General features: G+C 62.2%; 23 protein-coding genes. 13 read left to right on the top strand and 10 right to left on the bottom strand.

The window, feature by feature from the left end:
• Positions 1-23 precede the first annotated feature (23 nt).
• The 3 genes from hflK (at position 24) to G5134_RS10470 (ending at position 2379) form a co-directional block, all read left to right on the top strand.
• Positions 24-1175, top strand: a complete 1152-nt coding sequence (gene hflK / locus G5134_RS10480) for an FtsH protease activity modulator HflK (RefSeq protein WP_005304223.1) — start codon at positions 24-26, stop codon at positions 1173-1175.
• A gap of 3 nt (positions 1176-1178) precedes the next feature.
• Positions 1179-2063, top strand: a complete 885-nt coding sequence (gene hflC / locus G5134_RS10475; protein WP_017763855.1) for a protease modulator HflC — start codon at positions 1179-1181, stop codon at positions 2061-2063.
• Positions 2064-2190: 127 nt separating this feature from the next.
• Complete coding sequence (locus tag G5134_RS10470; protein WP_005304217.1) at positions 2191-2379, top strand: DUF2065 domain-containing protein; 189 nt, start codon at positions 2191-2193, stop codon at positions 2377-2379.
• A gap of 86 nt (positions 2380-2465) precedes the next feature.
• Here G5134_RS10470 and ispB read toward each other — a convergent pair whose 3' ends face one another.
• Positions 2466-3437, bottom strand: coding sequence for an octaprenyl diphosphate synthase (ispB, locus tag G5134_RS10465; RefSeq protein ID WP_065018657.1), 972 nt, complete (start codon positions 3435-3437; stop codon positions 2466-2468).
• A 242-nt stretch (positions 3438-3679) separates the two neighbouring features.
• Between ispB and rplU the strand changes: the two genes are divergently transcribed.
• From rplU to G5134_RS10440, 5 genes are all read left to right on the top strand, one after another.
• Positions 3680-3991 (top strand): 50S ribosomal protein L21, encoded by a 312-nt coding sequence (gene rplU, locus G5134_RS10460; protein WP_005304210.1) that lies wholly within the window; start codon positions 3680-3682, stop codon positions 3989-3991.
• Between the two features lie 17 nt (positions 3992-4008).
• Positions 4009-4266 carry a 50S ribosomal protein L27 gene (gene rpmA / locus G5134_RS10455; RefSeq protein WP_005304202.1) on the top strand — a complete coding sequence of 86 codons (258 nt, stop codon included), beginning with the start codon at positions 4009-4011 and terminating at the stop codon, positions 4264-4266.
• Between the two features lie 188 nt (positions 4267-4454).
• On the top strand, positions 4455-5657 hold the full coding sequence (gene cgtA / locus G5134_RS10450) for an Obg family GTPase CgtA (RefSeq protein WP_017763857.1): 1203 nt from the start codon (positions 4455-4457) through the stop codon (positions 5655-5657).
• A gap of 393 nt (positions 5658-6050) precedes the next feature.
• Positions 6051-7421, top strand: coding sequence for a YjiH family protein (locus G5134_RS10445; RefSeq protein ID WP_065018658.1), 1371 nt, complete (start codon positions 6051-6053; stop codon positions 7419-7421).
• A gap of 169 nt (positions 7422-7590) precedes the next feature.
• Positions 7591-9285, top strand: coding sequence for an AMP-binding protein (locus G5134_RS10440; RefSeq protein ID WP_065018659.1), 1695 nt, complete (start codon positions 7591-7593; stop codon positions 9283-9285).
• Positions 9286-9327: 42 nt separating this feature from the next.
• Here G5134_RS10440 and G5134_RS10435 read toward each other — a convergent pair whose 3' ends face one another.
• The 3 genes from G5134_RS10435 to G5134_RS10425 form a co-directional block, all read right to left on the bottom strand.
• Complete coding sequence (locus G5134_RS10435) at positions 9328-9681, bottom strand: hypothetical protein (RefSeq protein ID WP_065018660.1); 354 nt, start codon at positions 9679-9681, stop codon at positions 9328-9330.
• 85 nt (positions 9682-9766) lie between these two features.
• Complete coding sequence (locus G5134_RS10430) at positions 9767-10117, bottom strand: hypothetical protein (protein WP_017763861.1); 351 nt, start codon at positions 10115-10117, stop codon at positions 9767-9769.
• 133 nt (positions 10118-10250) lie between these two features.
• Positions 10251-13223 carry an HD domain-containing phosphohydrolase gene (locus tag G5134_RS10425; protein ID WP_421231995.1) on the bottom strand — a complete coding sequence of 991 codons (2973 nt, stop codon included), beginning with the start codon at positions 13221-13223 and terminating at the stop codon, positions 10251-10253.
• A 155-nt stretch (positions 13224-13378) separates the two neighbouring features.
• On the opposite strand from G5134_RS10425, the gene G5134_RS10420 reads away from it, so the two are divergent.
• Positions 13379-14368 (top strand): luciferase-like monooxygenase, encoded by a 990-nt coding sequence (locus tag G5134_RS10420; protein ID WP_005304175.1) that lies wholly within the window; start codon positions 13379-13381, stop codon positions 14366-14368.
• A gap of 233 nt (positions 14369-14601) precedes the next feature.
• Positions 14602-15102: a 2TM domain-containing protein gene (locus G5134_RS10415; RefSeq protein ID WP_017763864.1), complete on the top strand. Its 501-nt coding sequence runs from the start codon at positions 14602-14604 to the stop codon at positions 15100-15102.
• Positions 15103-15354: 252 nt separating this feature from the next.
• Here G5134_RS10415 and G5134_RS10410 read toward each other — a convergent pair whose 3' ends face one another.
• From G5134_RS10410 to lptD, 6 genes are read right to left on the bottom strand one after another with little or no spacing between them, the layout of a single operon-like run.
• Entirely contained in the window at positions 15355-16176 is an 822-nt protein-coding gene (locus tag G5134_RS10410; protein WP_005304169.1) for a symmetrical bis(5'-nucleosyl)-tetraphosphatase, read from the bottom strand.
• A gap of 6 nt (positions 16177-16182) precedes the next feature.
• The gene (apaG, locus tag G5134_RS10405) at positions 16183-16545 is read right to left on the bottom strand and encodes a Co2+/Mg2+ efflux protein ApaG (protein WP_065018663.1); all 363 of its coding nucleotides are present in this window, start codon (positions 16543-16545) and stop codon (positions 16183-16185) included.
• A gap of 4 nt (positions 16546-16549) precedes the next feature.
• Positions 16550-17362, bottom strand: a complete 813-nt coding sequence (rsmA, locus tag G5134_RS10400; RefSeq protein ID WP_005304162.1) for a 16S rRNA (adenine(1518)-N(6)/adenine(1519)-N(6))-dimethyltransferase RsmA — start codon at positions 17360-17362, stop codon at positions 16550-16552.
• Positions 17352-18347 carry a 4-hydroxythreonine-4-phosphate dehydrogenase PdxA gene (gene pdxA, locus G5134_RS10395; protein WP_065018664.1) on the bottom strand — a complete coding sequence of 332 codons (996 nt, stop codon included), beginning with the start codon at positions 18345-18347 and terminating at the stop codon, positions 17352-17354. The genes rsmA and pdxA overlap by 11 nt, the downstream gene beginning before the upstream one ends.
• Positions 18347-19645 carry a peptidylprolyl isomerase SurA gene (gene surA / locus G5134_RS10390; protein ID WP_005304159.1) on the bottom strand — a complete coding sequence of 433 codons (1299 nt, stop codon included), beginning with the start codon at positions 19643-19645 and terminating at the stop codon, positions 18347-18349. Before surA ends, pdxA begins: the two co-directional genes overlap by 1 nt.
• Before the next feature lie 30 nt (positions 19646-19675).
• Positions 19676-22108, bottom strand: a complete 2433-nt coding sequence (gene lptD, locus G5134_RS10385) for an LPS assembly protein LptD (RefSeq protein WP_065018665.1) — start codon at positions 22106-22108, stop codon at positions 19676-19678.
• A gap of 174 nt (positions 22109-22282) precedes the next feature.
• Between lptD and G5134_RS10380 the strand changes: the two genes are divergently transcribed.
• Genes G5134_RS10380 through djlA form a run of 3 tightly spaced genes read left to right on the top strand, consistent with a single transcriptional unit; the run spans position 22283 to position 24808 of the window.
• Positions 22283-23293: an aminoglycoside phosphotransferase family protein gene (locus tag G5134_RS10380; protein WP_065018666.1), complete on the top strand. Its 1011-nt coding sequence runs from the start codon at positions 22283-22285 to the stop codon at positions 23291-23293.
• Positions 23290-23958 carry an N-acetylmuramate alpha-1-phosphate uridylyltransferase MurU gene (gene murU, locus G5134_RS10375; protein ID WP_065018667.1) on the top strand — a complete coding sequence of 223 codons (669 nt, stop codon included), beginning with the start codon at positions 23290-23292 and terminating at the stop codon, positions 23956-23958. The genes G5134_RS10380 and murU overlap by 4 nt, the downstream gene beginning before the upstream one ends.
• 19 nt (positions 23959-23977) lie before the next feature.
• Complete coding sequence (gene djlA / locus G5134_RS10370) at positions 23978-24808, top strand: co-chaperone DjlA (protein ID WP_017779140.1); 831 nt, start codon at positions 23978-23980, stop codon at positions 24806-24808.
• Positions 24809-24868: the final 60 nt, after the last annotated feature.

Raw genomic sequence — 24868 nt, 5'->3', positions numbered from 1 at the left:
CGCATGTATTAATGGAGACGCTGATGGCTTGGAATGAGCCTGGTAATAACGGCAAAGACCGTGACCCCTGGGGGAACAACGGCAAGAATCAGGGACCCCCTGATCTGGACGAGATGCTGCGCAAGGTGAGCCGCCGTTTTGGTGGTCTGCTGGGAGGCGGCAAATCGGGTGGTGGTGACGTCGGCAAGTTCGGCCTCTCCATCGCGCTGGTGGTGGCGGTAGTGGTGTGGGTCGTCAGCGGCTTCTATACCATTCGCGAAGCCGAGCGTGGCGTGGTGCTGCGCTTTGGCGAGTACTCCCACAACGTGGATCCGGGCCTGCGCTGGAAACCGACCTTCATCGACCGGGTGATCCCGGTGGACGTGGAGTCGGTCCGCTCCCTGCCGGCTTCCGGCTTCATGCTGACCCAGGACGAGAACGTGGTGCGGGTCGAGATGGACGTGCAGTATCGCGTGGTCGATCCCGAGCAGTACCTGTTCAGCGTCACCAACGCCGACGAGAGTCTGAGTCAGGCGACCGACAGCGCCCTGCGCTACGTGGTGGGTCACACCCGGATGGACGACGTGCTGACCACGGGTCGTGAGAAGGTGCGTCAGGAGACCTGGCAGGTGATCGACAGCATCATCGAGCCCTATCACATGGGTCTGCAGATCGTCGACGTCAACTTCCTGCCGGCGCGTCCGCCGGAAGAGGTGAAGGATGCGTTCGATGACGCCATCTCCGCTCAGGAAGATGAACAGCGCTTCATTCGTGAAGCCGAAGCCTATGCCCGTGAAGTGGAGCCGAAGGCCCGCGGCCAGGTCAAGCGCCTGGAGCAGGAGGCCGAAGCCTACAAGTCCCAGATCGTGCTGAAGGCCAAGGGTGAAGTCGCTCGCTTCAACGAGTTGCTGCCCCAGTATCAGGCTGCGCCCGAGCTGACCCGTGATCGTATCTACCTGGAAACCATGGAAGAGCTCTATCAGCAGGCCAACAAGGTGGTGGTCGACATGCCGGCTGGCAACAACAGCATGATCTACCTGCCGCTCGACAAGCTCTCCGGCAAGGCCAACGCGGTGCAACCGGCTCGTCCGGCAGGTGCGCCTGTGGTTGAACAGACCCCGCCGTCCAACGAAGGGGCCAACTCCACGCCGACCCCGCTGCGCAGCGGCGACCGTTTCAGCTCAGGGAGAAACTGATAGATGAAAAAGCTAGCTATTGGTGTCATCGCTGTGGCCGCCATGGTCTGCTTCTCTTCGGTCTTCATCGTCGATGAAGGACAGAAGGGAATCGTGGTGCAGTTCGGCAAGGTGAAGCGGGTTGAATCCGGCGAGCCGCGCCTGTACGAGCCGGGCCTGCACTTCAAGGTGCCGCTCATCGACCAGGTTCGCAAGATGGATGCTCGTATCCAGACCCTGGAAGGGCAGGCGGATCGCTTCGTCACCTCCGAGAAGAAGGACCTCATCATCGACTCCTACGTGAAGTGGAAGATCGAGGACTTCTCCAAGTACTACCTGGCGACCGGCGGTGGCAACAAGATCCAGGCCGAAGACCTGCTCAAGCGCAAGATCAACAACGGTCTGCGTTCCGAGATCGGTAATCGCACCATCAAGGACATCGTCTCTGGCGAGCGCAGTACCGTGATGGAAGATGCCCTGATGAAGATGGCGCGCTCCTCCGAGCTCGGCATCAAGGTAGTGGATGTGCGCATCAAGCAGATCAACCTGCCGGTGGAAGTCTCCAGCTCCATCTATCAGCGGATGCGTGCCGAGCGGACCGCGGTAGCCCGTGAGCATCGCTCCCAGGGCCGCGAGCAGGCCGAGATCCTGCGTGCCGACATCGACCGCAAGGTGACAGTCATGATCGCCGATGCCGAGAGTAACGCTCGTCAGCTGCGTGGTGAAGGGGATGCCGAGGCCGCCAAGATCTATGCAGACAGCTACAAGAAAGACCCCGAGTTTTTCAGCTTCGTGCGCAGCATGGAGGCCTATCGCAAGAGCTTCGCCGGTGGCAACGACCTGATGGTCCTCAAGCCGGACAGCGAGTTCTTCCGCTACCTCAAGTCGCCGCACGGCAACAAGCAGTAAGCTCGTCGTGATTTGACCCAAGGGCCTGATGATTCAGGCCCTTTTGTTTGCCGGTCATCGGCTGGCAGCGGGGGGCGGCGTGCGAAGTGCTGTGGTTGGGGCACATTCAGACGAGAAAGGAGGTTGTATGCTGACATCCATCCTGATGGGGCTGGGATTGCTGCTGCTGTTCGAAGGGCTGGGGCCGCTCTTGATGCCGCGCGCCTGGCAGCAGATGTTGCGACTGCTGAGCGATCAACCGGCCGAGCAGTTGCGCCGCATAGGCGGCTGTCTGGTGGTGGCCGGGGCCGTTATCTTGTGGGCGCTGGCCCGCTAGCTCCTGGTTGAAACGACAGTGGCACGGCTAATTGGACAATAAAAAAGAGGCCCTCTGGCCTCTTTTTTATTGTCTACCGGCTGGCATCAGGCGCTGCGTTGCACCGCCATGTGGGCCAGGGTTTCCAGCGCCTGCTTGTGTCGGGAGTCCGGCAGGATGGAGAGGGCCGCGATGGCCTTGTCGGCCTCTTCCCGGGCCCGCATGCGGGAGTACTCCAGCGCACCGGTACGGTCGAGGATGCCCAGGATCCGGTCGAGGTGCTCCATGCCGTTGCGGTGCTCGATGGCGTCGCGCACCAGCTGGCGCTCTTCCGGGCTACCCACTTCCATGGCACGCAACAGCGGCAGGGTCGGCTTGCCTTCGGCCAGATCGTCGCCCACGTTCTTGCCCATCTCGTCGCTCTGGGAGCAGTAGTCCATCACGTCGTCGATGATCTGGAAGGCGGTGCCCAGATACTTGCCGTAGTCGGTCATCGCCTGTTCGATGGGCGCGGGCTGATGGGTCAGCACGGCGGCGAGACGGGTGGCCGCTTCGAACAGCTTGGCGGTCTTGCAATAGATGACCGTCATGTAGCTCTCTTCGGTGGTATCCGGGTCGTTGCAGTTCATCAACTGCAGCACTTCCCCTTCGGCGATGGTGTTGGTGGCCTCGGAGAGGATCTCCATCACCCGCAGGTTGGAGAGCTCGCTCATCATCTGGAAGGAGCGGCTGTAGAGGTAGTCACCCACCAGCACGCTGGCGGCGTTGCCGAACATGGCGTTGGCGGTCTCCCGGCCGCGGCGCAGGTCGGATTCGTCGACCACGTCGTCGTGCAGCAGGGTGGAAGTGTGAATGAATTCGATGATGGCAGCCAGTTTCAGGTGATCCTCACCCTCATATCCCAGTGCGCGGGCGGCCATGACGGTCAGCATGGGGCGCATCCGTTTCCCGCCTGCACTGACAATATAGAAACCCAGCTGGTTGATCAGGCTGACATCGGACTGGAGTCGCGCCAGGATCAGTTCATTGACCGCCGTCATGTCGGCGGCACAGAGCGCACGGATAGTCTGTTGGTCCATAAGTCTCGTAACGTGACGGCAGTGATGACTGCGATTTTAGCAATGGCGGGGATTCTACACGATTTCACAATGGGTTACAGTTAAGCGTTTATTCACGGCGGCAGATATGCGCACAAAATAAACTTTTTGCTAAATTGGCCTTGCCTGAGCAAATCGATTTGCGTAGAATGCCCGCCCATTGTTATAGGTTTTTGCGCGTGTCTGGCCTTGAGCAAAAGACACGCCTTTACGGAGTTAATCAAATGTACGCGGTATTCCAAAGCGGCGGAAAACAACACCGTGTGGCCGAAGGTCAAATCGTTCGTCTGGAAAAGCTGAACGTTGAGACTGGCGCTACCATCGACTTCAACGAAGTGCTGATGGTTGCTGCAGGCGACACTTTTAAAGTAGGTGCTCCTTTCGTTGAAGGTGGCAAGGTTGTAGCTGAAGTTGTGGCTCACGGCCGTGGCGAGAAAGTGACTATCGTCAAGTTCCGTCGTCGTAAGCACCACCGTAAGCAAGCGGGCCACCGTCAGTGGTTCACTGAAGTCAAAATCACTGGCATCAGCGCTTAATTAGAGGAGTACGATAGATGGCACACAAAAAAGCTGGCGGTTCATCCCGCAACGGCCGCGATTCAGAAGCTAAACGCCTGGGCGTGAAGCGTTTCGGCGGCGAAACAGTTCTGGCTGGCAGCATCATCGTTCGTCAGCGCGGCACCAAGTTCCACGCTGGTGAGAACGTTGGTCTGGGCAAGGACCACACCCTGTTCGCTACCGCGAACGGCAAGGTGCAGTTCGAAGTCAAAGGTCCGCTGAACCGTAAGTACGTAAGCATCGTTGCTGAGTAATTACGGACCGCAAGGATCCGAAGCCCCGCCAACAGGCGGGGCTTTTGTTTTTCTGATGTAGTTGACGAAAAAACGGCACGCAGCCGACCCTGGCTCTGAAGGGGCGACTGGCAAGATGCGTATCGCCCGCAGGGGTCTGTACCACTATAATGGCGTATCGGTTTTTCGAATTAAGGTGACGGTTACCTATGAAGTTTGTTGATGAAGTCCAGATTCGAGTCGATGCCGGTGACGGTGGTAACGGTTGTGTGAGCTTTCGCCGGGAGAAGTACATTCCAAACGGCGGCCCGGACGGCGGTGACGGCGGTGACGGTGGCGACGTGTATCTGGTTGCCGATGAAAACCTGAACACCCTGATCGACTACCGTTTCGAGCGTTTCCATGCCGCCGAGCGTGGCGAGAATGGCCAGAGCGCCAACTGTACCGGTCGTCGCGGCAAGGACAAGATCCTGCGCGTGCCGGTCGGTACCCGTGCGACCGATGAAGATACCGGCGAACTGCTGGGGGATCTGACCCACCATGAGCAGAAGCTGCTGGTTGCCAAGGGCGGCTTCCACGGTCTTGGCAACACCCGCTTCAAGAGCTCGGTCAACCGTGCGCCGCGCCAGAAGAGCAACGGCACCCCGGGTGAAGTACGTACCCTGAAGCTGGAGCTGCTGCTGCTGGCTGACGTCGGCATGCTGGGCCTGCCCAACGCCGGCAAGTCCACCTTCATCCGCGCCGTCTCTGCGGCCCGCCCGAAAGTGGCCGACTACCCCTTCACCACGCTGGTGCCTAACCTGGGGGTGGTGCGTGGCGAGAACTCCCGCTCCTTCGTCATTGCCGACATTCCGGGTCTGATTGAGGGTGCTGCCGAAGGCGCCGGCCTCGGTATCCGCTTCCTCAAGCACCTCGAGCGCTGCCGCGTGCTGGTCCATCTGGTGGATATCTGCCCGGTGGATGGTTCCGATCCGGCCGAGAATGCCGTGACCATCGTCCGTGAGCTGGAGAAGTACAGCCCGGAGCTGGCGAGCAAGCCACGCTGGCTGGTGTTCAACAAGATGGACCTGATCCTGGAAGAAGAGGCAGGTGAAGTGATGGAGCGCGTGAAGGCCGCCCTGAACCACGAAGGGCCGGTTTACGCCATCACCGCCATTAGCAAGGAAGGGACCAAGAAGGTCTGCTACGACATCCTGGATCTGCTGGATACCATGCCCCGTCAGCTGGCGGAAGATGCCAAGGAAGCCATCGAGAAGGTGGAGTTCAAGTGGGACGACTACCACAAGAACCAGCTGGCCAAGGCCGAAGCGGATGCGCTGGCTGCCTCCAAGGCGTTTGACGAGTCGCTGGACGACGATGACTGGGACGACGAAGACGATGATGGCGTGGAAGTCATCTACGTGCGTGACTGACCCTCATCCTGCGGGTGGGCACAGTGCCCCACCCGCCGCTGAAAAAACCGGAGCCTTGCCAGGCTCCGGTTTTTTTATGGGGATCGACTGGATCACCATATAGATATATTTCTCATGTCACTTATTGCCTGCCAACCGCAACTGATTATACTGCGCTCCTGAATGTAACCTTAACGAAACAATGTGCTAACCATTTGTAATGAATTGATATGCGCATCTGTTTGGGTACATTCTTATGGAAGGTTTGCCTGTAAAAATATTTATGCTTGAAATGATCCATTAAAAGCTTGTTTGTGCATTTTTTTGGAGTATTCTTGCGCCCGTTTTGTCGGGTGAGAGCATGGGTATGCAGGTTCGCCTGGCTAAGGAAAAGTAACATTAAGGCTGTAAACCATGCTGGAAAAGACTCTGCAAGCACCTGCGCTCAATACCCGTCGCAACGTGCTGATGTTCCTGGTCCCGTCACTCATCGGGATCCTGCTGTTCATGACTCCCGTTCTCTATGACGGCAACGTCACCATCCCGGTAGCCGTACTGGCGAAGCTGGTACAGAGGGTGTTTGCCGACTATCTGGTGGCCATGGTCAGCGCCATCATCACCACCACCATGCTGATGACCCTGATCGCCTGGTTGTTCAAGCCGGCGATCCTGGTGAAGCGCCCCTTCCTCAACAGCCTGTTCAACGTCTCACCCTTCTGGGCCTGCGTACGGGTGCTTGGCGGCATCTTCGTGCTGCTGACCTTCTTCGAGGCCGGTCCCGAGGTGCTGCGTTCCGGTGCGACCGGTGGTCTGGTGCTGCACGATCTGCTGCCGGTGCTGTTCTCCGTCTTCATCTTCGCCGGCCTGCTGCTGCCGCTGCTGCTCGATTTCGGTCTGCTGGAGTTTGTCGGCACCATGATGACCCGCATCATGCGCCCCGTGTTCCGCCTGCCGGGCCGCTCCGCGGTGGACTGCTTCGCCTCCTGGCTCGGGGATGGCAGCGTCGGCATCCTGCTCACCAGCAAACAGTACGAAGGCAAGTTCTACACCCAGCGGGAAGCCGCCGTCATCGGCACCACTTTCTCTGCCGTCTCCATCACCTTCTGCCTGGTGGTGATCTCCCAGGTGAAGCTGGAGCACATGTTCGTGCCCTTCTACCTGACCGTCTGCCTGGCCGGGGTAGTGGCCGCCATCGTGGTGCCACGCTTGCCGCCGCTCTCCTGGAAAAAGGATGTCTACAGCGACGGTACTCCCCTGTGCCGCAAGCAGGAGGCGATCCCCCGTCAGCACAGCGTGCTGAGCTATGGCTATGAGCGGGCCCTGACCAAGGCCGACAGCATGACGGATCTCGGCGCCGTGGCGCGGGAAGGGGTGAAGAATGCCCTGGACATGGTGTTCGGCGTGTTGCCGGTGGTGATGGCTGTGGGTACCTGTGCCCTGATGCTGGCCGAGCACACCCCCATCTTCAACTGGCTGGGAGCCCCCTTCGTTCCCTTGCTGGAGCTGCTGCAACTGCCGGAGGCGGAAGCCGCTTCCAAGACCATCATGGTGGGCTTCGCCGACATGTTCATCCCGGCGGTGCTGGCCTCCACCATCGAGAGCGAAATGACCCGCTTCGTGATCGCCGCCATGTCGGTCACCCAGCTCATCTACATGTCGGAAGTGGGCGCCCTGCTGCTGGGCAGCAAGATCCCGGTCAAGCTGTGGGAGCTGTTCGTGATCTTCCTGCTGCGCACCCTGATCACCCTGCCGGTCATCGCCGGGGTGGCGCACCTGCTGTTCTGATCTGCCCCGCGTCTGTAAACGGTCAACTTCGGTTGGCCGTTTTTTTATGGTCGCCATTAGACCAAAGTGAGTCTTTTACGAGGCCTAATTTTACATTAATGTAACAAGCTGAAAAAACACGCCAGCCGAGCAGTAGGCAATTCCAACCTATGTGGCCAGGAGTCACCCCATGACCTCACTGCTCAGCTACCGGGCCGGTCCTTGCGATCAGCCGCTGCTTCACCAGACCATAGGCGCCTACCTGCAAGAGGTGGCGGAACGTTTTCCCGAGCGGCCCGCCGTGGTGGTGCGCCACCAGCAGATCCGCTGGAACTACCGGGAATACCTGACCCAGATAGACCGGCTGGCGCTGGGCCTGCTGGCGCTTGGGATCCGGCCAGGGGATCGGGTCGGCATCTGGTCGCCCAACAACATCGAGTGGTGCCTGGTGCAATTCGCTACGGCCCGCATCGGGGCCATCATGGTCTGCATCAATCCCGCCTACCGCAGCTACGAGCTCGCCTTTGCCATCAACAACGTGGGCTGTCGGGCCCTGATCTGCGCCAGCGCGTTCAAGGGCTGCGACTACCTCGCCATGCTGGGCGAGCTGGCCCCCGAGCTGGCGAGCTGTCCGCCAGGCCGCCTGACATCATCCCGGCTGCCGAGCCTGGAGATGGTGATCCGGCTCGGGGAGCAGCAAAGCGCCGGCATGCTTAACTTTCCCGAGGTGCTGGCTCTGGGCGACCGGCAGGATCCGGCCTGGCTGGCCCGGGTGGCCGCCACCCTCAAACCCGATGACGCCATCAACATCCAGTTCACCTCGGGCACCACGGGCAACCCCAAGGGGGCCACCCTCAGTCACAGCAACATCCTCAACAATGGCCGCCAGGTGGCGCAAGGCATGGCGTTCAGCGAGCAGGATCGGCTCTGCATCCCGGTGCCGCTCTATCACTGTTTCGGCATGGTGCTCGGCAATCTGGTCTGCATCAGCGTGGGGGCCTGCGCCCTGTTTCCGGCCGAAGCTTTCGATCCGGCGGCCACCCTGCGGATGGTGAGCGAGGAGCGCTGCACCGCCCTGCACGGGGTACCGACCATGTTCATCGCCGAGCTGGAGCTGGCGGAGTTTGACCAGTTCGATCTCTCCTCTCTGCGCACCGGCATCATGGCCGGTGCCATCTGTCCCGAGCCCTTGATGCGCAAGGTACAGACCCTGATGCACATGACCGAGGTGACCATCGCCTACGGCCAGACCGAGTGCAGTCCCATCAATCACATGACCGCCATCGATGCGCCGCTGGACAAGCGGGTCACCACGGTCGGCCGCGCCATCGGTCACACCGAGATCAAGCTGGTCGACCCCAGCGGAGAGATAGTGGCCATCGGCGAGCGGGGCGAGATCTGCTGTCGCAGCAACGGGGTGATGCAGGGGTACTGGCAGGATCCGGTCAAGACGGCGGATACCATAGATGAGGAAGGGTGGCTGCACTCGGGGGACATCGGCATCATGGATGAAGAGGGCTATGTGCGGATCGTGGGGCGCAGCAAGGAGCTGATCATTCGCGGTGGCGAGAACATCTACCCGCGCGAGATCGAGGAGCGGCTCTATGATCATCCGGCGGTGCAGGATGCAGCCGTGTTCGGGGTCGACAGCGAGCGCTATGGCGAGGAGGTGTGCGCCTGGGTCAAGCTCAGGCCCCGCCAGGAGGCCAGCGAGGAGGAGCTGAAGCAGTTCCTGTCGGCCCGCATCGCCTACTTCAAGGTGCCAAGATACATCCGGTTCGTGGAGGAGTACCCCATGACGGTAACCGGCAAGCTGCAAAAATTCAGGATGCGGGAACTGATGAGCGACGAGCTGGCCCGCCAGCACGCCGAGGCGATGCGCTGAGCGTGGCGACATCGGAAAAAAGGGCCTGCGGGCCCTTTTTTGTCAGCGTCCCAGCGGGTGGGGCTGTGCCGGCTTGCGGGGGCACTGCACCAGCAGGGTATGGGTGGTGAAGGTGCTGCTTTGGGGGAAGCTTGGGCGAAACCCCGTCATCGGATCGGCGGCCCCCATGCTCATCTGATGGGAAGTGAAGGTGCGCTGGCGGCGATTGGTCTCCTGATAGCCGAGCGGGCAGCTCAGCGTCGCCTGCTGCTGGCACTCCTCCAGTGCGGCGCACTCGATCTGGAAGCGTTGCAGTGCGGGATTGGCGGAGGCGAGTTCGGTGACGGTAGCGGGCGCCGGCAGCAGGGCGCAGCCGGACAGCAAGAGGCTGCCCAGCAGGAAAATTCGGGGTGACATAAGAGAGTGGTGCTCGATGAAACAAGAAAAGGGTGGCTAGCGGCCGGCCGGGGCCAGCTGCCTCGTGCCGGCCGCAAAGCGCGGATCAGCGCGGCGTGATGCCCATATCGACCGGACACTGGATGGTCAGGGAGTGCACCGTGTTGGCCATGCGATAGGGTTTACCAGCCTTGTAGACCTTCTTCTCGTCGTCATAGCTGCCCGCGGTGTACTGGGTGCTGTAGAGGGTCTGCTGACGGCGATCCGTCTCCTTGTAGCCCTGCGGGCAGGTCTGGTTGGCCTGCTGGAAGCAGGCCGTCATGCTGCTGCACTCGATGTAGAAGCCGCGCTGGCTGGCATCGGCCAGGTGCACCGGGGTGACGGTCGGGGCGGGGGGAGACAACAGGGAGCAGCCGGAGAGCGTCAGCGCGCCCAGCATGATGAGATGTTTGGACATAGATAACCTGAACAGTGTGGTGTGACAAAGAGTGAGGGGGAGTCTATTGCTCCCCCTTCGCTATAGGGGCACCGTTATAACCAGCCGGGGGCGTTCAGGCTAGCCCGCAAATGTAAGAAAATATGACCTGGCCCTAGGCCAGCCCGGCCAGCAGGGCGCTTTCATCCACCTGATCCAGCTGTTCGGGGGCGAGGAATCTCCCGGCGTAATCGCGCCAGATGCCGCTGCTGACGAACAGGGCAAACAGGGCGGGATCGATGTGCTGCTCGCGCACCATGCTCTGCATGATGGCCAGCGACTGGGAGACCGTCTTGCCCGATTTGTAGGGGCGATCGCTGGCGGTCAGCGCTTCGAAGATGTCGGCGATGGCCATGATGCGGGCGGGGATGCTCATCTGGCTGCCCAGCAGCTGGCGCGGGTAGCCCTTGCCGTCCATCCGTTCGTGATGGCCGCCAGCAATCTCGGGCACGCTGCGCAGATGGCGGGGGAAGGGGAGCCGCTCCAGCATGCGAATGGTCTGGATGATGTGCTCGTTGATCTTGTAGCGCTCCTCCTCTGTGAGGGTGCCGCGGCCGATGGCGAGGTTGTAGCGCTCGCCGCGGTTGTAGAGATGGGTCGGCACCCGCACCTTGAAGCCCCAGGGATTGCGCTCGTCCAGCTGATCGAGGACGGGGCGGGGGATGAGGTGGGCGGCCTTGTCCGCTAGCAGGGGTTCGACGCAGGGCAGCGGTGCGGCCGCCTCCCCCTGGCGCAGCTTGAGCTCCTCCCGGCTGATGCCGAGCCGATCATCCAGGGTGCGCAGCCAGGTGCGGCTGGCGATTGCATCCAGCCTGGTCAGCTTCTCCGGTGCCATCCATTCGCCGCCCAGGTTGCACTCGGCAACAAAGGCGAACTCCTCGTCCAGGGTGCTCCAGAGCGGTGCCACCGCCGCCCTGGCCGCTTCCCGCTCCGCCGCCGGCAGGCGGGCCGCCAACGCCTCTATGTAGCCGTCGCGCTTGAGCACCTCGAAGCGGGTGCGGATTTCGTGGATCCGATCGTAAAGGGTCTCCAGCTTGGTGGCCTTGTCCACCACGAACTCGGGGGTGGTCACCTTGCCGCAATCGTGCAGCCAGCTGGCGATATGGATGGCCTCCCACTCCTCCTCGTTGAGTCGAAACTCGGCGAACGGTCCCTGCTGCTGGGCACAGGCGGCTTCGGTCAGCATTCGGGTCAGCTCCGGCACCCGCTGGCAGTGGCCACCGGTGTAGGGGCTCTTGGCGTCGATCGCGCCGGCCATCAGCTCGATGAAGGACTCCAGCAACTGCTTCTGCTCCTCCAGCAGGCGCTGATTCTCGATGGCCGAGGCCGAGGTGCCCGCCAGTGCCTCGATCAGACTGATGCGCGAGGCCAGCTCGCGGGCCGAGCAGTCAGGCAGGATCAGCAGCAGGCAGCCGATCAGCTCCTGGCGATGGTTGCGCAGGGGCTCGGCCACCAGCTGGCAGGGGCCGGGGAAGGGGCCCCAGTCGGCCAGATGCTGCTGCCAGCCCTGCTGGTCGATGGCGAGGCTGAGCCGCTCGCCCCGGGCCAGCCCGCCAAACAGGGCCTGCTGCCAGCGGATCTGCCCGGCCGGCAGCGGCGCTTTGCGCCACAGTGCCTGCACCGCCACCATTCCTTTCTCCTGAGCCAGGTAGAGACAACCCCCTTCGGCCTGCACCGCGGCGATGGTTTCGTGCAGGATGCGGCTGAGCAGGGAGTCGAAGCGGTGTTCGGCCGCCAGCGCCCGTCCCATGTTCATGAAGTTGCCGAGGGTCAGCCGCATGCCTGACATGGTATGGGCCAGATCGTCGATCTCGCGGATGGCAGACTCGGGGACCCGACTCTCGCCAAAATCGAAGTGCTGGATCCGCTCCGCCTCCTTGGTGAGCGCCAGCAGCGGGGTGGCGGTACGCCGCGAGACCAGCCAGATCACCGGCAGCAGCAGCAGCAGACCCGCCAGCGCCCACCCCAGATTGACCAGTGCCTCGTCTCTGGCCTGCTGATAGAGCAGGTCGGCCGACACCAGCAGGGCGATATGGAAGGGGGAGTCGCTCCCGAGGGGGGAGAGGTTGACCAGCCAGTCGCTGCCATCGGCGGCGGTCAGGTTGAGCTCGGCCGGGTCGCTCAGCAGGGTGGGCTGGCTGATGATCCGTTGCTGCAGGTCCGCCAGGGCCGGATGGGGCAGACTGGCCAGCATGGGCAGCTGGCTCAGTTGCTCGAAGCTGGGCAGGTGTCTGGGATCGGCGGCCAGCAGGGTGGCGTACTCATCGAACAGGATCACCTGGCTCTGGGCGGGCAGCTGCAGCTTGCCGATCAGGGCCGACAGCCCCTCGACGCTGGTGTCGAGCCCGATCACGGCGCGCCTGTCGTCGCTCTCCACCGCCAGGGTCATGCCAGGCTCCTTGGTGGTGAAGAAGAGGTAGGGGTTGGTGGTGGCGATCCCCGCGCGCCAGCGGGCCTGCTTGTACCAGTCGCGGCTGCGGGGATCGTAGCGGTAGTTCGGCATGGGGCGCCGCTCGAGCAGGCTCAGCCGCTGATCGAAATAGAGAAACTCTCCCTTGCCCTGGCTGAGGCTCTGCACCAGCAGGCTGCTGGCGGCCGGCACGCCCCCCAGCTGGGTCTTGGCTCGCTCGGTCAGTTTGCGCACCAGAAAAAAGTCGCCATCCTCGTAGCCGGCATAGACGGCCCCATAGCTGGGGCTGTTGGCCAGCACCTCCGCCAGTTGTGGCAGGTAGGCCAGGCGTTCGGTCAACGTGGTCATGGCCGCCAGCTGGCCGCTGCGCAACAGGCTGAGAGACATGCGGGCCGGTCGCTCGTTCAGTTGCAGGGCGAGGGCCAGCTGCTGGCGATACTGCAGGAAGTTCTGTCGCTCGTGCTCCAGTCCCTGGCGTGCCCCTTGCTGGAACTGCAAGGCGATGAGGGCGCTGCCGAGCAGGGTGAACAGCAGGATGAAGAGGGTGGCGATATGCACATAGAAGGGTTTACGACCTGGCCTGGCAGTTGTCATGGACACATCCTTGTCACACGGGCGATTGCAGAGACGATCAACCTGCAGTGTGCCTGCAGGATGACAATAAACACAATAACCCATTCAGAAAGATCGGGATGTGACAGAGAGAAAATCCCCCTGCTGGCGCTCCAGAAACCCGTGTCCGTCAATTTTGCCGGCCGATCAGGTGATTCATTCAGGTATCCCGTGCTACATTGCCCCCCTTGTTACTGGTCTGTGAATCAATGGAGTGACCCATGTCTGCCATCCCCTATTCCGTGCTCGATCTGGTGCCCGTGGCCGAAGGCTCGCAGCCGGCCGAATCGTTTCGCCGCTCGCTGGATCTGGCCCGTCATGCCGAGCGCTGGGGTTACAACCGCTACTGGCTGGCCGAGCACCATAACATGCCGGGCATCGCCAGTGCCGCCACCTCTGTGCTGATCGGTCACCTGGCCGGCGGCACCAATACCCTGCGCATCGGCGCCGGCGGCATCATGCTGCCGAACCACTCGCCGCTGGTCATTGCCGAGCAGTTTGGCACCCTGGCGTCACTCTATCCGGATCGCATCGATCTCGGCCTTGGTCGTGCACCGGGCACCGATCAGCGCACCATGCGGGCGCTCAGACGTCAGCGCAGCGGCGAGGTGGATGACTTCCCGGCGGATGTGCGCGAGCTGATGGACTACTTTGGCGACGAGGTGGGCGCGGTGCAGGCGGTGCCGGGCCAGGGGCTGCATCTGCCCATCTGGTTGCTGGGCTCCAGCCTCTATAGCGCCCAGCTGGCGGCGGCCATGGGGCTGCCGTTCGGCTTTGCCTCCCACTTCGCCCCCGCCATGCTGCTGCAGGCGCTGGAAATTTACCGCGCCCAGTATCGCCCCTCCGCCCGCTGGCCCAAGCCCCATGCGGTGGTCTGCATCAACATGATCGCCGCCGACAGCGAGCGGGAGGCGCGCTTCCAGTTCACTACCCTGCAGCAGCAGTTCCTGCGCCTGCATCGCGGCAACGCGGGCAAGTTGCCGGCGCCCGTCGTCGAACTGAGCGAGGAGTGGTCCGAGCGCGAGCTGGTGGCGATGGAGCAGACCCTGGCCCGCTCGCTGGTGGGCAATCCGGATCAGGTACGCCACGGCCTCAAGGCGCTGCTGGCGGAAACCAGGGCCGACGAGCTGATGTTCAACGGTCCCATCGTCGATCATCAGGCGCGGCTGCGCTCCTTTGAAATTGCCGCCGAGCTGATGCAGGCTCTATAAGCTCGACTCCCCGAAGAGCAGGGCGCTATCTTGCTAGAAGCGCCTCTGTCGCCCTGCTGTCAGGTCATCGAGAGGGGGGCGTTATGGGGAGGAAAGATGGGATTTCTGCCCTCTCTATTTATCTAATGCACTGAATTAAAAGGAAAGTCAGGTTGGTGTCAGGCTGCTGTCGTGTCGCATGCCACCCTCCGGCCCCTATGCTGGCCCCGTCAATCAACCACAAGGAGTTCGAGATGATCGTCAGGAAGTTGAGATTGCAGCGGGGCTGGTCACAGGAGCAGTTGGCCGCCTTTACCGGCCTGAGCGTTCGCACCATTCAGCGGATCGAGCAGGGTCAGCAGCCCGGACTGGAATCCCTCAAGGCCCTGGCCGCCGTCTTTGAGCTCGAGGTGGCGCAACTTGACGGTACAAGCCAACAGGAGCATGAGATGAGAGGAAGTGACACGATGGAACGGGATCAGATCCGGGTATCGGTAGAGGAGCGGGCCGCCATGCGTTATGTGGAGGGGCTCAAGGGCTTCTATTACCACATCGCCAGCTACCTGCTGGTAATATGCGGGCTGTTTGTCATCAACTACCTGAGCAACCCGGGCTATATCTGGGCCTGGTGGCCGGCACTGGGCTGGGGGCTGGGATTGATCTCCCATGCCATCAACCTGTTCCAGCCCTTCAAGCTGTTCGGCCCCGAGTGGGAGCGACAGCAGATCGAGAAACGACTGGGACGCAAGCTCTAGGGTGAGGGATGCACCATAAAAAACGGGCCCGGCAATACCGGGCCCGTTTTGTTTTATTGTCTGCAGCCTACTTGGCGTTGGCGGGACAGTGAGTGACGATCAGGGCATCATCTTCATGGCACCACAGGGTTGCTCAGGTTCAGCCGCTTATCGTCACTTGGCGTAGGTAGGGCAGGGGGTCGCGATCAGGGCATCATCTTCATAGCGCCACAGGGTGAGGCTCTGATTGTCCAGACGCTCGCTCCCTCACCATTACTTGGCGTAGGTGGGGCAGGGGGTCGCGATCAGGGCATCATCTTCATAACGCCACAGGGTGAGGCTGTTGCCCCAGACGCAACCGGTGTCGAGCGCCTTGATATCCTGCTTGCCGGTGTTGCCCATCAGGGCCGCCCAGTGGCCGAACACCAGAATGGGGTCGTCCACATGGTGTTCGCGCTGCTCGAACCAGGGGCGCAGGCCCGGGGTCGACTCGGTGGGGCCCTTCTTGCATTTGAAGTCGAGCCGGCCGTCGAAATAGCAGAAGCGCATCCGGGTGAAGGTGTTGATGATGTAGCGGTAGCGCTCGATCCCGACCAGATCGTCCTGCCAGCCATCGGGCTGATCGCCATACATGTTGTGCAGCAGCCACTGGTACTGATCACCGCGCAGCAGGCTTTCCACCTCGCGGGCACAGTTGCGGGCGGTGCGGGCGTCCCACGCCGGGGAGATGCCGGCATGCACCATCATGATGGGCAGGTCGGGGTGCTCCGCCAGCAGCGGGCGGTGGCGCAGCCACTCCAGCAGCTCGTCCCGATCCGGGGCGTCCATCAGCTCCTGCAGCCTGTCTTTCTTCTTGAGCGGGGCGACCCCATCGGCGACCGCCAGCAGGTGCAGATCGTGGTTGCCGAGCACGGTGACGGCCCGGTTGCCCAGCCCTTTGACGAAGCGCAGGGTGTTGAGGGAATCCGGGCCGCGGGCGACCAGATCGCCGCACAGCCAGAGTACGTCGTTAGCGGGATCGAACTCGGCCAGATCCAGCAGACGGCGCAAGTCGTCGTAACAGCCCTGGATATCGCCAACAAAACAGTTCGCCATGAAACCTCAGTTGATAATGTGGGGGACGGCCAGCGTAAAGGGTGCGATGGGCACCTCGAATTGCTGCCCCGACTCGTCTTGCAGGGTATAACTCCCTTCCATCACGCCGAGCGGGGTGGCCAGCGGTACGCCGCTCTGATAGCGGAAGGTCTCGCCGGGGGCGATGACCGGCTGCTCGCCGACCACGCCGGGGCCTTCGACTTCCAGCATCTTGCCATTGGCATCGGTGATGAGCCAGCGCCGGCGCAGCAGTTGCGCCGGGCCGGGCCCCAGGTTCTCGATCTCGATGAGATAGTGGAACTGGTAAGGGTCTTTGCTATCCGCCACATACGAGGGGTATGGGCGGATCAGGATGTGCGGGGTTGCCACGGGATCAGGCCTTTGGCTGATCCGCCAGCCAGTTGGCGATCATGACGAACTGCTCGAGGGAGAGGTTCTCCGGGCGCAGGTTGCCATCGATGCCAAGTTCGGTCAGCTGGGCGTCCGTGATGAAGTTGGAGAAGCTGTTGCGAATGGTCTTGCGACGCTGGCCGAAGCCCTCGGTGCAGACCCGGTTCAGGCAACGAATGTCTTTCGCGACGATAGTCGGGTTCTTGTGCGGGATCAGTCGGACCACGGCAGAATCCACCTTGGGCGCCGGCTTGAAGGCACCAGGGCCCACTTCCAGCACAGGCACTACCTGGCAGTAGTACTGGGTCATCACGCTCAGCCGGCCATAGGCCTTGCTGCCCGGGCCGGCGGCCAGACGCAGCACCACTTCCTTTTGCAGCATGAAGTGCATGTCTTCTACCCGATCGGCGAACTCGCACAGGTGGAAGATGAGCGGGGTGGAGATGTTGTAGGGCAGGTTGCCGAAGATGCGCAGCGGCCCCTTGCCTTCCCCCATCAGGGTGCTGAAGTCGAAACGCATGGCATCGGCTTCGATGACGGTGAGCTTGTCCTTCAGGGTCGGGTGCTCGCGCAGGCGCGCCGCCAGATCCCGGTCCAGCTCGACCACGGTCATCTTGTCCATCTGGGCGGCGACCGGCTCGGTCAGCGCGGCCAGACCCGGGCCGATTTCCACCAGGTTCTGACCCGGCTGCGGATTGATGGCGGCCACGATCTGGTCGATCACGTAGCGATCGTGCAAGAAGTTCTGACCGAAACGCTTACGGGCCGTGTGGCCCATGTGCACCTTACTGCTCATATCTTTTTTTCTCTACCATCTTGATGGCGTGGTTGATCGCGGTGATCAGGCTGCCGGAGTCGGCCAGGCCCTTGCCTGCCAGGTCCAGTGCGGTGCCGTGATCCACCGAAGTGCGGATGAAAGGGAGTCCAAGGGTGATATTGACCGAACTGCCGAAGCCCTTGTATTTGAGCACGGGCAGCCCCTGGTCGTGGTACATGGCGAGTACCGCATCCGCATCCTTGAGGTATTTCTCCTGGAACAGGGTATCGGCCGGCAGCGGGCCGACCAGATCGATCCCCTCCTGGCGCAGGCCGGCCAGGGCGGGTTCGATCACGTCAATCTCTTCACGGCCGAGGTGGCCGCCTTCCCCGGCGTGGGGGTTGAGGCCGCAGACGTAAATGCGGGGCTTGGCGATGCCAAACTTGGCTTTGAGATCCGCATCCAGGATGCGGATCACCTTGCCGAGGCGATCCTCGGTGATGGCCATCGCCACATAGGCCAGCGGAATGTGGGTGGTCGCCAGCGCGACCCGCAGCCCTTCGGTCGCCAGCAGCATCACCACGTCGGCGGTGTTGGATTGCTGGGCGAAGAACTCGGTGTGACCGCTGAACGAGACGCCAGCCTGGTTGATGATCCCCTTGTGCACCGGCCCGGTCACCACGGCGGCAAATTCGCCGCTCATGTTGCCGTCGCAGGCGCGCTGCAGGGTGGCCAGCACGTAGGCGCCATTGCCCTCGTCCAGCTTGCCCGGTATTACGGCGGCGCCGAGGGGAACCGGACAGACGGTCAGGGTGCCCGCCCGCTGCGGTTGTGCCGGCTGACCGGCATCATAGGGCTGCAGCTCGACGGGCAGCCCCAGCAGGGCGGCCCGTTCGTGCAGCAGCGCCGGATCGGCGATCACCACCAGTTGGTGCGGCCAGTCCTGCTGGGCTATCTGCAGCACCAGATCCGGGCCGATCCCGGCCGGTTCACCCGGGGTAATGGCGAGGCGACGACAGGTCATCAGCTGCCGGCGCCTTCGATCTGGATGTAGGCCTCGTCACGCAGCTCGTCCAGCCAGGCCTGGGACTCTTCGGTGAAGCGGCGGTTGTAGATCAGCTGATAGGCGCGCTGCTCCTGGGCCTTGGTGGTGGCATCCTGGCTGCGGCGCTCTTCCAGCTGGACGATGTGCCAGCCGTGGGTAGTGCGGAAGGGTTCGCTGATCTGGCCTGGTTGCAGGCGGTTGACCATGTCGCGGAACTCCGGCACGTAGACGTTGGGATCGGACCAGCCCAGTTCGCCACCCTGCACCGCGGAGCCCGGATCCTCGGAGTACTTCTCCGCCAGGCTGGCGAAGCTCGCCTTGCCGCTCTTGATGTCGTGCAGGATGCCGTCCAGCATGCCCTTGGCTTTCTCTTCGCTCAGAATGATGGAGGGCTTGATCAGGATGTGGCGGGCGCGCACTTCGGTCTGCACCACCTGCTGCTGGCCCTTGCTGTCGAACACCTTGATGATGTGCAGACCGGCACCGGAGCGCAGCGGGCCGACGATGTCGCCCTTCTTGGCGCCCTGCACCGCTTCGGCCATCAGGGTCGGCATCTCTTGCGGGCTCATCCAGCCCCAGTCACCCCCTTCCAGCGCCTTGGGTCCGCTGCTCTCGGCAATGGCCATCTTGCGGAAGTCGGCGCCCTGCTTGAGGGCGGCCAGGATGCGTTCAATCTTGCTCTTGGCGGCGTTGAGCTGCTCGGCGCTCGGATTGTCCGGCAGGGCAACCTGGATGTGACCGACATGGTACTGCTGTTGCTGCTGACCCTGCTTGGCCAGGATATCCACCACCTGCTTCACCTCCTGCTCGGAGATGTTGATGCGGCGGCGCACCTGGTTGCGGCGCACCTCGTTCATCAGGATCTCGCGGCGCACCTCTTCCCGATACTGGGCATAGGTCAGCCCTTCGCGATCCAGCTGGGCACGCAGTTGATCCAGGGTCATCTTGTTGTCGGCGGCGATGCTCTGGATCGCTTGCTCCAGCTGGGTATCGCTGATCTTGAGGCCCTGGCGCTCGGCCAGCTGCAACTGCAGGCTCTCCTGGATCAGGCGGTCCAGCGCCTGTTTGCGCAGGGTAGCGTCATCGGGCAGGGACTGGCCGTTTTCCTGGGCGGAGATCTTGACCTTCTGGACCAGGGCCTCCTGCTGGCTGGCCAGCACCACGTCCTTGTTGACCACGGCAAGCACCTTGTCCATCAGCTCGGGGGCGGCGAAGGCACCCTGGCTCATGGCTCCGAACAGGCCTGCAGTCAGCAGGGAAATCAACGTCTTCTTCATATCCATCTCTCAAGGCGTTTGCCAGACCGCTTATTGGTCTCGCAGGTTAAACGGACGAATGTAAGGCAGTGCTTCGGTGTCAAGGGAGGTGCCCTTGGTGCCGGTACCCACGCTACCCAATCCTTTCATTTCAAACTGAATGCCCAGGCTGCGCTCCGAGGTCGGACGCAGGGTCACGTTGTCCGGAGTGTTGACCCACTCCAGGTTGAAGTTGATGCTCCAGCAGCAGGAGTCGTACTTCAGGCCCACCTTGCGATCAGACTTCACGCTCTGATTCAGCTCCTGATAGTAACCCCCGTACAGGTGCCACTGATCGTTGAGCGGCGTGGTCAACAGCAGGCCGATTTGGTTGAGGTCGGTGACCTGTCCCCGGTTTTCGAGATCGTAGTTGGCGTCGCGCACGAAACGGTGGTTCAACTGGCTGATCAGCTTCTCGTGGCGATACTCGAGAGCGCTATTGGCGGAGCTGAGCCGGCTCTGGTCCATATCATATTGCGCGCCGGCATGGGCAAACCACTGCTCGTTGATCTTGGCATCCCCCTCGAAGGAGAGCGGGGAGCGGGTGTTGGTGGTCAGGGTCTCGCTGGGATAGAGCTTGACCCTGGGCGCAACGAAATCGAAAGCTTGGGCAACGGCCAGCCGAATTCGTTCATCGCCGACCTCATCATATACCCGGCTGGTGAGGCCGATGGAGACTCTGTTGGAGTCGCTGATGCGATCCAGGCCGGCGTAGCGGCGGTCGCTGAACAGGCTGTAGTAGTCCTGGCGCATGGTGGTGGAGTCATAGACCCCTATGTTGTCCTGATCCTTGTAGGGCACATAGAGGTACTGGAACTCCGGCTCCAGGGTCTGGTTGGCATCGCCGCCGAACCAGTTCTGGTTGCGCTCGAAGGTCATGCCGCCCTTGAGGCGGAACGACGGCAGGGTGCGGGTGATGATCCCTTCATCCAGCGTGGTCCCGTTGGCCCCTGCAGGGGTGAAGCGGCTGACAAAGGTCTGGCTCATGTTGTCCGGCACTTCCTGATCGTAGCGGGTGTACATCAGCTTGTACTGGCTGTCGAGGTAGTAGCCTGCCTCGTTGATCAGCGGCATGGTCAGGGTCGGGGCCGTGTAGACCCGGGTGCCGGTGTAGGCGCCGCCCTGGTTCTGGGCGATGGCCTGGGCATTGTTGTAGCCGAACTTGGTGATCTCGGTGTTCCAGGCGAGATCGTACCAGCTGCCCTGCTGGTAGTAGTTGTGGTCGATGCGCGGCATCAGCTCGTGGGGCTGCTGCGCGCTGGCCAGCAGGATCTGGTAGGTGCGCACCTCGGTGTTGATGTTCCAGTTGGGCTGGAAGTAACCGGCCATCAGGGATTGCTGCAACTGGTTCTCGACCTGGGTACCCACCTTGGGAGAGAAGTCGTTGAAGTAGTTGTAATCCCGATCCCGCACCTTGGTGTAGTCGAGCGACACCCGCATGGCGTTGTCGGCAAACAGCGAGGTGTGGTTGGCGTTGAGCAGGTAGCGGTGACCGTCGGACATGGCCTGGTTGAGGCTCGGGGTCTCGTCGTACTGCTTGTCGTTGGCCAGGTTCTCGAAATAGAGGCTGCCCACGTGAGCCGGATCCGGCATGTAGCGGAACTGCACCTGCTCCATCAGGCCCCGTCTGTCCATGAAACGGGAGGTGATGGTGGCATCGTAGTTGGGGGCTATGTTCCAGTAGAACGGCTGGGTGATGTCCATGCCGTTCTTGGAGCTCTGGGTGTAACCCGGGTAGAGCAGACCCGTCTTGCGCTCATCCTTGATGGGGAAGTTGATGTACGGGAAGTAGAACACCGGGTAGTCGTAGAGCCAGAGGCTGGCGTTCCAGGCCTCCCCGAACACCTCGGTCTGATCGATGTCGATGCTGCCCGCCTTCAGGGTCCACACTTCCTGGCCCGGTGGGCAGGTGGTGTACTGGGCCCCTTCCAGGGTGATGTTCTGGTTGTTGTTGGTCATGGTGACCCGGTCGGCGGAGCCGCGCACCGGTGAGCCATGCACCTGATACTTGCCCTCTTCCAGCTCGGAATTCTTGGTATCCAGGTTGGATTTCAGGGTCTTGTCGCTGGTGACCGTGATCTGGCCGTCGTTGTAATAGATGTTGCCGATGGCGATGACGTCCCGGCTCTTCTGATCGAGCTCGGCGTAGTCGGAATCGAACTTGCGCACGCCCTGGCGCACCTTGACGTCGCCCTGATAGACGGCGGTGCCGCCCTGCTTGGCTTCGAGGCGATCGGCATCCACCTCCACGGGCTGGGCATTGGCGTCGGTGCCGGGCGCCAGTTTTTCAATCTTGGGGACATAGTCATAGCAGAGCCCGTCCAGGATCCCGGTGGCGGGAGGCGGCGTCAGCGGCGCTGCCTGCACGATGGCAGGGGTCAGGGCAGGAACAAGGCTGATGGTCAGGGCGATGGGATAGGAGTATCCCAGTGTCCGTTTTGTCATGTGAAAGACTCGCGCAATCCGTGGTAGCTACGGCTGATTCAAGACATGCATTTTACGACAGGATTCATCGAGTTGACATTGCATGTCATTGCTTTATGTTAGCCGGCAATGATAAAGCATTATTGCGGCCAGGGCTAACAGCCAAGTGCTGCTTTCCAATTTGGTCCCCGACTTATGCACGATCGCGATTCCCTCTTGCTGCACTGGGCGCGCCGGATTTCCGGTGATGCCAGCCTTCAGTTGACCCTCATTTCCGGTGACGCCAGTTTTCGCCGCTACCACCGTGGCGGTGGCCTGATCTGGGTGGATGCCAACCCTAAAACCGAAAAAAATCATGAGTTTGTCCGCAATGCCTCGGCCCTGCATGCAGGCGGCCTGCTGTCCCCCGAGGTGCGGGCGGTGGACTACGAGCAGGGGCTGCTGGCGGTGACCGATCTGGGGGATACCCAACTTATTAGCTGCCTGAACGCAGACAATGTGCAGGCCTGGTACGGCAAGGCCATCGCGCTGCTGCCCCGTCTCGGCGCGGTTGAGCTGGACCTTGAGCCTTTTGATTCCGCCTTTATGGCGCGGGAGAACAGCATCTTCCCCGAGTGGCTGCTGGGTCACCATCTGCAACTGACCCTGAGCGATGAAGAGCAGCAGTTGCTCGATGAGACCTTCGCCTGCCTCACCGAGAACAACCTGGCCCAGCCGCAGGGGGTGATGCACCGTGATTTTCACAGCCGCAACCTGATGGTGTGTGGCGGCGAGACGCCGGATGAGAGCAAGCTGGCGGTCATCGACTTCCAGGACATGGTCATAGGGCCGCTCAGCTATGACCTGGTCTCCCTGCTGAAAGACTGCTACGTGCGCTGGCCGGACGCGGTGATCGAGCAGGGCATGCGACTCGGCTTCGACACTTTGCAGCAGGCCAATCTGCTCGGCGGGCTCGATTACGCCGCGTTTCGTCGCGCCGCTGATCTCACCGGCATGCAGCGCCACCTCAAGGCGGCGGGCATCTTCACCCGGCTCTACCACCGCGACGGCAAGTCCGGCTACCTCAAGGATATTCCCCGCACCCTGGGCTACGTGGTGGATGTCTGCCGCAGCCATGGCGCCGCCTATCCGGTGCTGGCCCGCTTCGGCCAGTGGCTGGAGCAGGTGGTGCTGCCCGGGCTGGCCCGCAGCGGAGTGGCGTCATGAAGGCGATGATCCTGGCCGCCGGGCGCGGCGAGCGGATGCGCCCGCTCACCGACAGCCTGCCCAAGCCGCTGCTGGCGGTGGGGGGCAAGCCGCTCATCGTGCACCATATCGAAAAACTCAAGGCAGCCGGCGTGACCGACCTGGTCATCAACCACGCCTGGCTTGGCCACAAGCTGGTGGAAGCGCTCGGCGATGGCAGTACGCTCGGGGTTTTTATCCACTGGTCGGCCGAGGAGAGCGCGCTGGAGACCGCCGGCGGCATCGTACAGGCGCTGCCGCTGCTGGGCAGCGATCCTTTTCTGGTGATCAACGGCGATACCTGGCTCGACCTGGACTATCGCACCCTGGTGAGCCAGCCCCTTGGCGACCAGCTGGCCCACCTCTGGCTGGTGCCCAACCCGCCGCAGCATCCGGCGGGGGATTTTGCGCTGCAGGCGGGCAAGGTGGTTGATAGCCCGGCGCTGACTTTCAGCGGCGTCGGGCTCTATGATCCCGCCGCCTTTGCCGGATTGGCGGCGGGGGCACGCAAGCTGGCGCCTCTGCTGCGGGAGTGGATGGCGCAAGGCAGGGTGGGCGGCAGCCTGCTGGCCGGCGAGTGGCGCGACATAGGGACGGCCCAGCGGCTGCACGAGCTGGACGATCAGTTGCAAGGACGCACTCATTAATTTCACGAGGTCTTGAACCATGCGTATTTGGGGTAAGGTGCTTGGCGCCTTCTTCGGTTTTCTGCTCGGCAACATCTTTGGTGCCCTGCTTGGCCTCTGGATCGGCCATCGCTTCGATCGGGGCATGGGCTTGAATTTTCGCCGCGCCCCCACCCAGCAGCAACAGGCGGTCTTCTTCCACGCCACCTTCGCCGTCATGGGCCACATCGCCAAGGCGAGCGGCCAGGTGACCGAGCAGGAGATCCGGGTCGCCTCCAACCTGATGGACCGGATGCGGCTGGCAGGGGAGCAGCGGGCTCGCGCCCAGGAGTCGTTCCGCCAGGGCAAGGAGGCGGACTTCCCGCTGCGGGAGACCCTGGCCGAGTTTCGCCAGGCCAGCCAGGGCCAGCGCGATATCCTGCGCTTCTTCCTCGAGGTACAGCTGCAGGCCGCCTTCGCCGATGGCAAGGTCGAGGCCAGCGAGCGCGCCATCCTGCACACCATCGCCGACGAACTGGGCTTTAGCCGCATCGAGCTGGCCCGCATCCTGGCGATGGCCGAGGCGCAGATGAACTTCTTCAATCGGGCCCACGGCGGTCAGTATCAGAATGGCGGGCAGGGTGGTCAGCAGTATCGGCAGGAGGCTCCCTCCCGTGACAGGCTCAAGGATGCCTATCAGCTGCTGGGAGTGAGCGAGAGCGACAGCGATCAGGAGATCAAGCGCGCCTACCGCAAGGAGATGAGCAAGCATCACCCGGACAAGCTGGCCGCCAAGGGCTTGCCGCCGGAGATGATGGAGATGGCCAAGGAGAAAACCCAGGAGATCCAGCAGGCCTGGGAGTGGATCCGCGAGGCGCGTGGCATTCGCTGAGCGCCCCTTTATCAGCCATAAAAAAATGCCCGTCGCTGACGGGCATTTTTGTTTGCGCAG

This window comes from Aeromonas sp. 600276 (assembly GCF_049175815.1).
Taxonomy (GTDB): Bacteria; Pseudomonadota; Gammaproteobacteria; order Enterobacterales; family Aeromonadaceae; genus Aeromonas; species Aeromonas dhakensis.
This window is presented reverse-complemented; position numbering and strand designations above follow the sequence as displayed.

Excerpts from the sequence above, each read along its gene's own strand:
- surA (WP_005304159.1), bottom strand. The coding sequence starts at position 19,645 with ATGAAGAAGACGTTGATTTCCCTGCTGACTGCAGGCCTGTTCGGAGCC.
- G5134_RS10420 (WP_005304175.1), top strand. The coding sequence starts at position 13,379 with ATGTCTGCCATCCCCTATTCCGTGCTCGATCTGGTGCCCGTGGCCGAA.
- G5134_RS10445 (WP_065018658.1), top strand. The coding sequence starts at position 6,051 with ATGCTGGAAAAGACTCTGCAAGCACCTGCGCTCAATACCCGTCGCAAC.
- rplU (WP_005304210.1), top strand. The coding sequence starts at position 3,680 with ATGTACGCGGTATTCCAAAGCGGCGGAAAACAACACCGTGTGGCCGAA.
- rpmA (WP_005304202.1), top strand. The coding sequence starts at position 4,009 with ATGGCACACAAAAAAGCTGGCGGTTCATCCCGCAACGGCCGCGATTCA.
- G5134_RS10430 (WP_017763861.1), bottom strand. The coding sequence starts at position 10,117 with ATGTCCAAACATCTCATCATGCTGGGCGCGCTGACGCTCTCCGGCTGC.
- G5134_RS10435 (WP_065018660.1), bottom strand. The coding sequence starts at position 9,681 with ATGTCACCCCGAATTTTCCTGCTGGGCAGCCTCTTGCTGTCCGGCTGC.
- pdxA (WP_065018664.1), bottom strand. The coding sequence starts at position 18,347 with ATGACCTGTCGTCGCCTCGCCATTACCCCGGGTGAACCGGCCGGGATC.
- G5134_RS10470 (WP_005304217.1), top strand. The coding sequence starts at position 2,191 with ATGCTGACATCCATCCTGATGGGGCTGGGATTGCTGCTGCTGTTCGAA.
- lptD (WP_065018665.1), bottom strand. The coding sequence starts at position 22,108 with ATGACAAAACGGACACTGGGATACTCCTATCCCATCGCCCTGACCATC.
- cgtA (WP_017763857.1), top strand. The coding sequence starts at position 4,455 with ATGAAGTTTGTTGATGAAGTCCAGATTCGAGTCGATGCCGGTGACGGT.
- G5134_RS10410 (WP_005304169.1), bottom strand. The coding sequence starts at position 16,176 with ATGGCGAACTGTTTTGTTGGCGATATCCAGGGCTGTTACGACGACTTG.
- rsmA (WP_005304162.1), bottom strand. The coding sequence starts at position 17,362 with ATGAGCAGTAAGGTGCACATGGGCCACACGGCCCGTAAGCGTTTCGGT.
- ispB (WP_065018657.1), bottom strand. The coding sequence starts at position 3,437 with ATGGACCAACAGACTATCCGTGCGCTCTGTGCCGCCGACATGACGGCG.
- murU (WP_065018667.1), top strand. The coding sequence starts at position 23,290 with ATGAAGGCGATGATCCTGGCCGCCGGGCGCGGCGAGCGGATGCGCCCG.
- G5134_RS10425 (WP_421231995.1), bottom strand. The coding sequence starts at position 13,223 with ATGGGTTATTGTGTTTATTGTCATCCTGCAGGCACACTGCAGGTTGAT.
- G5134_RS10415 (WP_017763864.1), top strand. The coding sequence starts at position 14,602 with ATGATCGTCAGGAAGTTGAGATTGCAGCGGGGCTGGTCACAGGAGCAG.
- G5134_RS10380 (WP_065018666.1), top strand. The coding sequence starts at position 22,283 with ATGCACGATCGCGATTCCCTCTTGCTGCACTGGGCGCGCCGGATTTCC.
- G5134_RS10440 (WP_065018659.1), top strand. The coding sequence starts at position 7,591 with ATGACCTCACTGCTCAGCTACCGGGCCGGTCCTTGCGATCAGCCGCTG.
- hflK (WP_005304223.1), top strand. The coding sequence starts at position 24 with ATGGCTTGGAATGAGCCTGGTAATAACGGCAAAGACCGTGACCCCTGG.
- djlA (WP_017779140.1), top strand. The coding sequence starts at position 23,978 with ATGCGTATTTGGGGTAAGGTGCTTGGCGCCTTCTTCGGTTTTCTGCTC.
- hflC (WP_017763855.1), top strand. The coding sequence starts at position 1,179 with ATGAAAAAGCTAGCTATTGGTGTCATCGCTGTGGCCGCCATGGTCTGC.